Here is a 10,412-nt window from a genome sequence, read left to right as displayed (position 1 = left end):
TTCGACAGGCTGGGCCTGCCCCAGCTTGCCAGTTGACCTCAACCCAACGAACCGCCCGGTGCGGACCCGCATGCCGGGTGGTGTGGCAGGGGACGTGGAGATAACCTCCACGCCCCTATGCCGATTCACCGTGTAGTGAAAAACCTGACGAATATCCCGCCAGCGACAAAAACTTTGCTCTTGACGCCGGAAGGCTGAAAGCATATCGCCGTCCGTGGGCCACCCCTCCCCAACGAGGGGCCACTATCTGGAAGGATAGACCACGATGACGACGCTTACCAAGCCCGGACTCCGTCCGGCAAATCCCAATTTCTCCTCAGGTCCCTGCGCAAAACGTCCCGGCTGGTCGGCCGAGGCGCTGAAAGCTGCCGCGCTCGGACGCTCGCATCGCGCCAAGATCGGCAAGAGCAAGCTCGAGCAGGCGATCGAGCTGACGCGCGAGATCCTCAAGGTTCCCGCCGACTACCGGATCGGCATCGTGCCGGCATCCGACACCGGCGCGGTCGAGATGGCGCTTTGGTCGCTGCTCGGCGAGCGCGGCGTCGACATGGTCGCCTGGGAAAGCTTTGGTTCCGGCTGGGTGACCGATGTCGTCAAGCAGCTCAAGCTCGCCGACATACGCAAGTTCGAGGCCGGCTACGGCGAGCTGCCCGACCTGACAAAGATCGATTTCGACCGCGACGTGGTCTTCACCTGGAACGGTACGACCTCCGGCGTGCGCGTGCCGAACGGCGATTTCATTCCGGCCGCGCGCCGCGGCCTCACCATTTGCGACGCCACCTCGGCCGCCTTCGCGCAAAGGCTCGATTTCGAAAAACTGGATGTCGTGACCTTCTCCTGGCAGAAGGTGCTGGGCGGCGAGGGCGCGCATGGCATGCTGATCCTGTCGCCGCGCGCCGTCGAGCGGCTGGAAACCTACAAGCCGGCCTGGCCGCTGCCGAAGATCTTCCGCCTGACCTCAGGCGGCAAGCTGATCGAGGGCATCTTCAAGGGCGAGACCATCAACACGCCGTCGATGCTGTGCGTCGAGGACTATCTCGATGCGCTTCGCTGGGCGAAGTCGATCGGCGGCCTGGAGGCGCTGATCGCCCGCGCCGACGCCAACGCCGCGGTGCTCGACCGGTTCGTGGACAATTCGCCATGGCTCGGCCATCTGGCCGCCGATCCGGCGACACGCTCGAACACCTCGGTCTGCCTGTCCTTCACCGATCCCGATGTCGCGGCGCTCGATGCCGACGGTCAGGCGGCTTTCGCCAAAGGCATCGTCTCGGCGCTCGACAAGGAAGGCGTCGCCTACGACATCGGCTCCTATCGCGATGCGCCGCCCGGCCTGCGCATCTGGTGCGGCGCGACCGTCGAGACCTCCGATCTCGAAGCGCTGCTGCCATGGCTCGACTGGGCCTTTGCCTCGCAAAAGGCGTCGCTGAGAGCAGCGGCCTGAGATCATTTCACGGCGGCCTTCGGGCCGCCGATCCCCAAACGGATCATGTCCATTTTTGAAGGAGGCCGCCATGGCGCCCCGCGTTCTCGTTTCGGATAAACTTTCAACCACCGCCGTGCAGATCTTCAAGGATCGCGGCATCGAGGTCGACTACCTGCCCGATCTCGGCAAGGACAAGGAAAAGCTCGCCGAGGTCATCGGCCAGTATGACGGCCTCGCCATCCGCTCGGCGACCAAGGTCACCGAAAAGCTGATCAATGCTGCCACCAGGCTGAAGGTCGTCGGCCGCGCCGGCATCGGCGTCGACAATGTCGACATCCCGGCAGCAAGCCGCAGGGGCATCATCGTGATGAACACGCCCTTCGGCAATTCGATCACCACTGCAGAGCACGCCGTCGCGATGATCTTCGCGCTGGCCCGCCAGATCCCGGAGGCCAACGCCTCGACGCATGCCGGCAAGTGGGAGAAGAACCGCTTCATGGGTATCGAGATCACCGGCAAGACGCTGGGCATCGTCGGCTGCGGCAATATCGGCTCGATCGTCGCGACGCGCGGCGTCGGCCTGAAGATGCATGTCGTGGCTTTCGATCCGTTCCTGTCGGACAGCCGGGCGGAGGAACTCGGCGTCGAGAAAGTGGAACTCGACGAGCTCTTCGCCCGCGCCGATTTCATCACCTTGCACACGCCGCTGACCGACAAGACGCGCAACATCATCGACGCGGCTGCGATCGCCAAGATGAAGGACGGTGTGCGCATCATCAATTGCGCGCGCGGCGGGCTGGTCGTCGAGGCCGACCTGGTCGCGGCGCTGAAGAGCGGTAAGGTGGCTGGCGCCGGCATCGACGTGTTCGAGGTCGAGCCGGCGGAAAACAATGCGCTGTTCGGCATGGAGAATGTCGTGGCAACCCCGCATCTCGGCGCCTCGACCACCGAGGCGCAGGAGAATGTCGCCCTGCAGGTCGCCGAGCAGATGTCGGACTACCTGATCAAGGGCGCCGTCTCCAACGCCATCAACATGCCCTCGATCACCGCCGAGGAAGCGCCGAGGCTGAAACCTTTCGTCAAGCTCGCTGAGGTGCTCGGCGCCTTTGTCGGCCAGGTCACCGAGGATCCGATCAAGGAGGTCGAGATCCTGTTCGACGGCTCGACCGCGACGATGAACACGCGCGCGCTGGTAAGCGCCACGCTCGCCGGCCTGATCCGGCCGCAGGTGTCGGACGTCAACATGGTGTCGGCGCCGATCATGGTGAAGGAGCGCGGCATCATCGTCGCCGAGGTCAAGCGCGACAAATCGGGCGTCTTCGACGGCTACATCAAGCTCACCGTCACGACCGAGCACATGACGCGCTCGATCGCCGGCACCTGCTTCTCCGACCACAAGCCGCGCTTCATCCAGATCAAGGGTATCAACCTCGATGCCGAGGTCGGCCAGCACATGCTCTACACGACCAACGCGGATGCGCCCGGCATCATCGGCCTGCTCGGCACCGTCTGCGGCGAGAACGGCGTCAACATCGCCAACTTTCAGCTCGGCCGCAACCGGCCGGGCGGCGATGCGATCGCGCTGCTCTATCTCGACGCGCCGTTCCCGGAGAAAGTGCTGGATCAACTGCGCGCGCACGAGTCGATCGACTCGGCCAAGCCGCTGCACTTCGACGTCGGCGGCGCTTGAGAGTTGCGCCTGAACAAGTCTACCTAAGTGAAAAGCCCCGTGCGCGGTCGCGCACGGGGCTTTTATCAGGCCAGGTCCGTCGGGATGATTTTCCGCGCCGGCCTTACTTGCAGGGGAAGCCGGGCGCGATCTTGCACTGCGGCTTGTGAGGCTTGGGCGGGCGCGGCCGATGCGGTTTGTGCGGCCAATGCGGCCTGTGCGGGCGGTAATGCGGCGGGCGGATGACGATGTGCGGCTGCACGATGACCGGCCGCACGACATGGGAGCGGTCGAGATAGTTCGAGCTTGCCCAGCCATGGATTCCGCCAGCGCGGATGGAGCACCAGCTTCCCTCGCAATGGTATAGCGTCACCCTCTGGCCCGCCGGCAAGGTCGCGATCCTTGCATAGTGAGCGCCGGGGCCGCTTCGCACGTTGAGCGTGGTGGTAGCATGAGCGACGGTGGCCGCGGACGCCGAGACGGAGACGGCCAGCAGGCCGACAAAGGCGACGGCCAGCGCGATCAGCATCCTGAAATTCATGGTCCTCTCCATTTCTATTGAAGTCAGTCGATAGGCTTTGTGAAACTGGCCGCTGAAAGGTGAAAAAGTCAATCGGTCGGTGACTGTGACGTTTATCCAAATATCGGCATCCTTAATACCTTCGCCGCTATCTGCTTCTGCTTGAAATATCCGTTAAGGTGAGCGGTGCAGCGATGGCTTCGCTTTGGTTAGCGAAACGGGCGCCGGAAGGCTGATAGCCATTTGGTTACCCCGAGTCCCACTGGTCACCCCAAGTTTTGGTCCGCCAAACGATGCGAAAGCCGGAATTTGTTGTGCCTGGTCTGTTGCGCGCTGGGGTGGTTTCGGCGGCAAAGAAAGGGTCGCATCGGCCCGCACATGAGGTTATAGAGGCCTGTCGTTTCAAGCCGCCAAGGCGGCATCTCAAGGGAAAAGAACATGGCCAATGTGGTGGTCGTCGGCTCGCAATGGGGCGACGAAGGCAAGGGCAAGATCGTCGACTGGCTGTCGGAACGCGCCGACGTGGTCGTGCGCTTCCAGGGCGGCCACAATGCGGGTCATACGCTGGTCGTCGACGGCAAGGTCTACAAGCTGTCGCTTCTGCCGTCCGGCGTGGTCAGGCAGGGCAAGCTGTCGATCATCGGCAACGGCGTCGTCTTCGATCCGCATGCCTTCGTCGCGGAAGTCAAGAAGCTCAAGGAGCAGGGCGTGGACGTGACGCCCGAAAGCCTGAAAATAGCCGAAAACACCGCGCTTATCCTGTCGCTGCACCGGGAGCTGGACGGATTCCGCGAAGACGCCGCCTCGAATTCCGGAACCAAGATTGGCACGACCCGGCGCGGCATCGGCCCCGCCTACGAGGACAAGGTGGGCCGGCGCGCTGTGCGGGTGATGGATTTGGCGGATTTGGAAACGCTTCCCCTGAAGGTCGACAGGCTGCTGACGCACCACAATGCGCTGCGCCGCGGGCTCGGCCATGCGGAGGCGACGCATGAGGCGATCATGCAGGAGCTGACCTCGGTGGCCGGCGAGATCCTGCCTTACATGGACCGCGTCTGGAAGGTGCTCTACGACAAAAGGCGCGCCGGCGAGCGCATCCTGTTCGAGGGCGCGCAGGGCACGCTGCTCGACATCGATCATGGCACCTATCCCTTCGTCACGTCGTCCAACACAGTGGCGGGGCAGGCGGCCGCCGGCTCCGGAACCGGCCCCGGCGCGATCGGCTATGTGCTCGGCATCACCAAGGCCTATACGACGCGCGTCGGCGAAGGCCCGTTCCCGACCGAGCAGAAGAATGAGATCGGCGAGTTCCTCGGCACGCGCGGCCACGAATTCGGCGTCGTCACCGGGCGCAAGCGCCGCTGCGGCTGGTTCGACGCCGTGCTGGTGCGCCAGGCCGTCGCCGTCAACGGCATCAAGGGCATCGCGCTCACCAAGCTCGACGTGCTCGACGGGCTGGACGAGATCAAGGTCTGCACCGGCTATCGCCTCGATGGCGAGATGATCGACTATCTGCCGGCCAGCCAGGGCGCCCAGGCGCGCGTCGAGCCGGTCTATGAGACGCTCGAAGGCTGGAAAGGGACGACGGCCGGGGCCAGGAGCTGGAACGACCTGCCGGCCCAAGCGGTCAAATATGTCCGCTACATCGAGGAGCTGATCGGCGCCCCGGTTGCGCTGCTTTCCACCAGCCCGGAACGGGACGACACGATACTTGTGACCGACCCGTTTCAAGACTAGTTTCACAGCCCTTCCCGGCGTAACGGCTGATTTGCGCCGGGGAAAGAATGCAGGTCAACTGACGCATGGCAGATTTCGTTAGTGTTCTGAAAAAGCAGCTTGAGAAGCATGGCGAGCCCTCGCCCGAGCTTCGCAAGCGGATCTACGAGAACGTTCGTGCGGCACTGGTGAAGAAGCTCGCGGAGTATTCTCCGCCGTTGGCTCCCGATATCGTCAGCAAACAGAAACGCTCGCTGGAAGACGCGATTTCCAGCGTCGAGCGGGAGTATGCCCCGCCCGCTCCGGCGCCCAAGCCCGTCCCGGCGGAAGATCCGCTGGCGGAGCTGGAGCACATCTTCTCGTCGATCGACCGCAACAAGAACCAGCCGAGCCATGTCCGGCAGCCGCCGGTGGCGAAGCCCGAACCTGCCAAGCCTGAGCCGTTCAAGCCGGCGCCAGCGCCGGTGAAGACCGAACCGAGCTGGCAAAGCGCATCAAAGACGGAACCAAGCTGGCAAGGGGCAACGGAGACGGAGCCCGGCGGCTGGCACAAAGTGCCTTCGGCACCAACCCCGATGCCTTCGCCGCGAGAGGACGATGTCGGCCTGCCCGGCATGAACGCCGCTGAGCCGGAGGACGGCAGCGATGTCTTCGCCAATGACGAGCAGCCGGCGGCAGACACTTTCCAGCGGCTGCGGCCGCCGCCGCGCAAGCGCAGCTATGGCGGGTTGATCGCGACCGTTGTCGCCTTGCTGGTGCTGGCCGGGGGCGGTTACGGCATCTGGCTGAACAAGGATGCGTTCAGCTCGATGCTCGGCCTGAAAGGCGGTGGCAGCAAGACCGTCTCGACCGAGCCCCTGGTCAAGCCCGCTCCGGCAAAGCCGGCCACCGAGACGGCAGCAGCGCCGCCCGCTGCGGGCAACAACGCGGCGCCTGCCAATGAGCCAGCCGAAACAGCGAAATTCACCCAGCGCCTGACGCCTGAGGGCAAGGAGACCGATCCCGGTCCGGCCGGTGGGCAGAGCACCATCGGCGAGGGCGAATCCGTCGCCGCGCTGACCACGCCGCCGCCGGCAGCGCCTGTGACGAGTACTCCGCCGGCCCCTGCCGGCACGCCACCGGCTGCGCAAGCGCCGGCCGCGACCCCGCCTGCAGCGGGAACGCCGCCTGCCGAGGCCGCCGCCAATCCGCCTGCGCCGGCTGCAGGGACCACCCCTCCCGCCGCGGTGACCACGCCGCCTGCGGCGGGCACAGCCCCGCCCGCGGCAGGGACCACGCCGGCGCCTGCGACGGCGCAGGCGACCGTGCCGGTCGGCCAGAAGGCGATCTTCTATGAGGAGCGCACCAGCACGCAGCAAGGCACGGCGGAGCCCGGCAGCATCGTCTGGTCGCTGGTGCAGGAATCGCCGGGCGGCGACCTGCCGCCGGAGCCGGCGATCCGCGCCGAGGCGACAATCCCCGGCAAGGACATCCAACTGCGCATGACGATCCGGCGCAACACCGACCAGACGCTGCCGGCCAGCCACATCATCGAGATGATCTTCCTGACGCCGGAAGGGTTTGACGGCGGCGGTGTCGACAACATCCTGCGCATCGCCATGAAGAGCTCGGAGCAGGACGCCGGCAGCCCGCTGATCGGCATCCCGGCCAAGATCGCAGACGGCTTCTTCCTTGTCGCCCTCAACGACACCAAGGCCGACGAGGATGCCAACCTGACGCTGCTCAGGGGGCAGGACTGGATCGACGTGCCGGTGGTCTACAAGACCGGACGCCGCGCCCTGCTCACCATGGAAAAGGGCATCCCCGGCGAGAAAGTCTTCGACGAGGCGCTGAAGGCCTGGGCTGCGAAGACTTCAGGGTAGTACTTTAGAAGCCTTGGAATAACATATCGAGGGCGGCGACGATTTCGTCGTGGTGGTTGGTGAGGCTGGTTCTGTTCTCAGCGAGCTCTGTCGCGGCTACGGTGGCGATGAGATGGGTGGCCATGACCAGCTTCCGCCCGTTAATTTCGAAGACTGGGTGCAGCTTCCGCATTGGCGGAGGCGCTGACGAGAGCGGCAGAAGCGGAACGACCACTCGTGTCTTGAAGTTGTCGAGCAGATCGGACTGAACGTCGAGAAGGTAGCCGCCTTCTATGCCGCCGGCAGCGAAGACGTCATAGCGCGCCATCAGAACTGCCGATGTTCTTTGAGTGGAACGCCATGCTTTTCGACATAGTCATTCCAGGCGTCCATCGTGGCCCGGTTTTCAAGCTTCCACAGGCGCGTCTTCTCGGCAGATACGGCTTCGGCGATGCCGGCTTCGGCAGCGCGCGACATGTTCACATTGAGCCCTTTTGCTTCCTTCATGAGCTGTGAATCGATCGACAGATTTGCCGGCTGACGGACCGCATTTGCGGCTATCTTGCGCATGATGGCCTCCGCAACATGCGTATACTATATGCGCATTTCTTTAGTGGGACAATCAGCAGACACGTTCGGCGCGCCTAGCCCTCCATCTCTTCGCGTAGCATCTCCAGTTCCAGCCACTCCTCCTCGAGTGCCGCCAGCGTGGTGCGCTCCTTGTCCAGCGCGGCGATGGTCTTCTGGAACGAGACGGGATCGCGCTCATAGAAGGACGGGTCGGCGATGTTGTTCTCCAGCCTCTGGATCGAGGCCGTCACCGCCTCAATCTTCTTCGGCAGGGACTCCAGCGCGAACTTCTGCTTGAACGAGAGTTTCTTCGCCGGGCCTTTCGGCGCCGCCTGATCGGTCTTCGGCGCTGCGTCAGTCGTCTCGGCCTTCGACCTTGCCTTGCGTTCCTCAAGCCTGGAGCCGCCGCGCTGCGCCAGCATATCGGAGTAGCCGCCGGCATATTCGATCCAGCGTCCGCCGCCGTCTGGCGCGATCACGCTGGTGACGGTGCGGTCGAGGAAATCGCGGTCGTGGCTGACCAGGATCACCGTTCCGGCAAAGCCTGCGACCAGCTCCTGCAGCAGTTCCAGCGTTTCCATGTCGAGGTCGTTGGTCGGTTCGTCGAGCACAAGCAGGTTCGCCGGCCGCGCCAGCACGCGGGCCAGCAGAAGACGCGCGCGTTCACCGCCCGAAAGCTCGCGCACCGGCGTGCGCGCCTGCTCCGGCTTGAACAGGAAATCCTTCATGTAGGAGACGACGTGGCGCTGCTCGCCATTGACGACGAGGTTCTCGCCGCGACCGTCGGTGAGATAATGCGCCAGCGTCTCCTGCGGGTCGACGGCCTCGCGCTTCTGGTCGAGCGTCGCGATCTCCAGATTGACGCCGAGCCGCACGGTGCCCGCGTCGGGCGTCAACTCGCCGGTCAGCATCTTGAGCAGCGTCGTCTTGCCGGCGCCGTTGGGGCCGACCAGGCCGACGCGATCGCCGCGCTGGATGCGGGTCGAAAAGCCTTTGACCACGGTGAGGTCGCCAAAACTCTTCTCGATGGCCTTGGCCTCGATCACCAGCTTGCCGGATTCGGCGGCATCGCTCGCCACCATGGTGGCGGTGCCTTCGGCGCCGCGATGGCTGCGAAAGCGCTGGCGCATCGCTTGCAATTCGCCGAGGCGGCGCATGTTGCGCTTGCGCCTGGCGGTCACGCCATAGCGCAGCCAATGCTCCTCGCGCACGATCTGGCGGCCGAGCTTGTGCTGCTCGCGCTCTTCCTCCTCCAGCACCTGGTCGCGCCATTCCTCGAAATGCGCGAAACCCTTGTCCAGCCGCCGCGTCTGGCCGCGGTCGAGCCAGACCGTGGCGCGCGAGACGCGCTCGAGAAAGCGGCGGTCGTGCGAGATCAGAATGACCGCCGAGGATGTGCGGGCAAGCTCCTCCTCCAGCCATTCGATGACCGAGAGGTCGAGATGGTTGGTCGGCTCGTCGAGCAGCAGGATGTCGGGTTCGGGCGCCATCACGCGGGCAAGGGCGGCGCGCCGCGCCTCACCGCCGGAGAGGTCGTTCGGCCGTTCGTCGCCGGTAAGGCCGAGATGGTCTATCAGATAGGTGGCGCGATGCGGGTCGTCGGCCGGACCAAGGCCCGCCTCAACATAGGCGCGGACGCTGGCGAAGCCATCCATGTCCGGCATCTGCGGCAGGTAGCGAACCGTGGCCGAGGGCTGACGGAAGACTTCGCCGTCCTGCGGCTCGATCATCCCGGCGGCGATCTTGAGCAGCGTCGACTTGCCCGAGCCGTTGCGGCCGACAAGCGCGATCTTCTCGCCGGCGGAAGCGCTCAGCGCAGCGCCGTCGAGCAGCGGCGCGCCGCCAAAGGTCAGTTTTATGCCGTCGAGATTGAGGAGTGGCGGCGCCATGTCAGCTTTCGGGAAGAGGATAGGGGTGGGCCAGAAGCAGGGCCCGGCCGCGCTCCAGCGCTACCTCGAGCCGGCCCTTGACCTCGTTTGATATAGTGAGTGACGAGCCGAACGCCACCTCGACACGGTCGAGCGGCCATTTGGCGCCCGCAACTGTCAGGCCGGCGAGGTCGGAGAAGCCGAGCACCGAGAACAGCGTGCCGTCGGCGTAGTCGAAGCTGGCTTTGCCGGGCAGGACGGGCACGCCTTCCTGCGCGCCGCTGGTCAGCAACACCGTCGTGCCTGCCTCGGCCAGCCGCAGGCTGAGAGCCTGATGCAGGAAGGCATGGTCGGCGCGCTTACCGCCAAAGGCGCCGGCCAGCACCAGGCTGGTGGCGCCGCGCGCAAGCGCCTCGGCGATGGCGAGTTCGCCGTCGGTCATGTCCTTTTCGGCCGGAAAGATCTTTCGCGGCACGGCTGCGAGATCGTCCGGCAGATTGGCCGGCACCGAGTCGAAATCGCCGACCCAGAGCTCCGGCACGAGGCCGAGCATGTGCGCATGGCCGATGCCGGCGTCGGCGGCGATGACGCGCGAACCTTCGATCTGGCGTTCGAGCCGAGGCGTGCGGACGAGCTCGCCGCCAAGCAGGATGGTGAATGTGCCCATGGGCGTCGCCCTTACCAGCCCTGCCCGCGAAACGGAAGCCGGACGCATCCAAACGGAAGCGCGCTGCGTTATCGGGTAAGCCGTGATGCCTTGGATGCCCGGCAAACTTCCGCTTGCGCGGCACTTCGGCCGGGCCTA

General features: G+C 65.0%; 9 protein-coding genes. 4 read left to right on the top strand and 5 right to left on the bottom strand.

What is annotated here, in order from left to right; translation table 11 throughout:
- Window positions 1-265: 265 nt before the first annotated feature.
- Complete coding sequence (locus AC4FWB_RS31250; protein ID WP_491030077.1) at window positions 266-1,441, top strand: phosphoserine transaminase; 1,176 nt, start codon at window positions 266-268, stop codon at window positions 1,439-1,441.
- Between the two features lie 70 nt (window positions 1,442-1,511).
- Window positions 1,512-3,113 (top strand): phosphoglycerate dehydrogenase, encoded by a 1,602-nt coding sequence (gene serA, locus AC4FWB_RS31245; protein ID WP_491030076.1) that lies wholly within the window; start codon window positions 1,512-1,514, stop codon window positions 3,111-3,113.
- Between the two features lie 103 nt (window positions 3,114-3,216).
- Here serA and AC4FWB_RS31240 read toward each other — a convergent pair whose 3' ends face one another.
- Window positions 3,217-3,633 carry an SH3 domain-containing protein gene (locus AC4FWB_RS31240; protein WP_491030075.1) on the bottom strand — a complete coding sequence of 139 codons (417 nt, stop codon included), beginning with the start codon at window positions 3,631-3,633 and terminating at the stop codon, window positions 3,217-3,219.
- 417 nt (window positions 3,634-4,050) lie between these two features.
- Here AC4FWB_RS31240 and AC4FWB_RS31235 point away from each other — a divergent pair, with 417 nt between their 5' ends.
- Together AC4FWB_RS31235 and AC4FWB_RS31230 are read left to right on the top strand one after the other, a co-directional pair.
- Window positions 4,051-5,349 (top strand): adenylosuccinate synthase, encoded by a 1,299-nt coding sequence (locus tag AC4FWB_RS31235; RefSeq protein WP_491030074.1) that lies wholly within the window; start codon window positions 4,051-4,053, stop codon window positions 5,347-5,349.
- A 65-nt stretch (window positions 5,350-5,414) separates the two neighbouring features.
- Complete coding sequence (locus AC4FWB_RS31230) at window positions 5,415-7,190, top strand: hypothetical protein (RefSeq protein ID WP_491030073.1); 1,776 nt, start codon at window positions 5,415-5,417, stop codon at window positions 7,188-7,190.
- A 4-nt stretch (window positions 7,191-7,194) separates the two neighbouring features.
- Here AC4FWB_RS31230 and AC4FWB_RS31225 read toward each other — a convergent pair whose 3' ends face one another.
- The 4 genes from AC4FWB_RS31225 to AC4FWB_RS31210 all read right to left on the bottom strand — a co-directional run bounded on the left by AC4FWB_RS31225 (window position 7,195) and on the right by AC4FWB_RS31210 (window position 10,274).
- On the bottom strand, window positions 7,195-7,497 hold the full coding sequence (locus AC4FWB_RS31225; RefSeq protein ID WP_491030072.1) for a CcdB family protein: 303 nt from the start codon (window positions 7,495-7,497) through the stop codon (window positions 7,195-7,197).
- Window positions 7,497-7,739 carry a type II toxin-antitoxin system CcdA family antitoxin gene (locus tag AC4FWB_RS31220; protein WP_491030071.1) on the bottom strand — a complete coding sequence of 81 codons (243 nt, stop codon included), beginning with the start codon at window positions 7,737-7,739 and terminating at the stop codon, window positions 7,497-7,499. Before AC4FWB_RS31220 ends, AC4FWB_RS31225 begins: the two co-directional genes overlap by 1 nt.
- Before the next feature lie 74 nt (window positions 7,740-7,813).
- Entirely contained in the window at window positions 7,814-9,628 is a 1,815-nt protein-coding gene (locus AC4FWB_RS31215) for an ABC-F family ATP-binding cassette domain-containing protein (RefSeq protein WP_491030069.1), read from the bottom strand.
- 1 nt (window position 9,629) lies between these two features.
- Complete coding sequence (locus AC4FWB_RS31210) at window positions 9,630-10,274, bottom strand: thiamine diphosphokinase (RefSeq protein WP_491030068.1); 645 nt, start codon at window positions 10,272-10,274, stop codon at window positions 9,630-9,632.
- Window positions 10,275-10,412: the final 138 nt, after the last annotated feature.

Source organism: Mesorhizobium sp. LEGMi-168a (assembly GCF_058312955.1).
The sequence above is the reverse complement of the archived record's forward strand: the minus strand, read 5'-3'. Positions and strand labels throughout refer to the sequence as shown.

Excerpts from the sequence above, each read along its gene's own strand:
- AC4FWB_RS31230 (WP_491030073.1), top strand. The coding sequence starts at position 5,415 with ATGGCAGATTTCGTTAGTGTTCTGAAAAAGCAGCTTGAGAAGCATGGC.
- AC4FWB_RS31235 (WP_491030074.1), top strand. The coding sequence starts at position 4,051 with ATGGCCAATGTGGTGGTCGTCGGCTCGCAATGGGGCGACGAAGGCAAG.
- AC4FWB_RS31210 (WP_491030068.1), bottom strand. The coding sequence starts at position 10,274 with ATGGGCACATTCACCATCCTGCTTGGCGGCGAGCTCGTCCGCACGCCT.
- AC4FWB_RS31240 (WP_491030075.1), bottom strand. The coding sequence starts at position 3,633 with ATGAATTTCAGGATGCTGATCGCGCTGGCCGTCGCCTTTGTCGGCCTG.
- serA (WP_491030076.1), top strand. The coding sequence starts at position 1,512 with ATGGCGCCCCGCGTTCTCGTTTCGGATAAACTTTCAACCACCGCCGTG.
- AC4FWB_RS31250 (WP_491030077.1), top strand. The coding sequence starts at position 266 with ATGACGACGCTTACCAAGCCCGGACTCCGTCCGGCAAATCCCAATTTC.
- AC4FWB_RS31225 (WP_491030072.1), bottom strand. The coding sequence starts at position 7,497 with ATGGCGCGCTATGACGTCTTCGCTGCCGGCGGCATAGAAGGCGGCTAC.
- AC4FWB_RS31220 (WP_491030071.1), bottom strand. The coding sequence starts at position 7,739 with ATGCGCAAGATAGCCGCAAATGCGGTCCGTCAGCCGGCAAATCTGTCG.
- AC4FWB_RS31215 (WP_491030069.1), bottom strand. The coding sequence starts at position 9,628 with ATGGCGCCGCCACTCCTCAATCTCGACGGCATAAAACTGACCTTTGGC.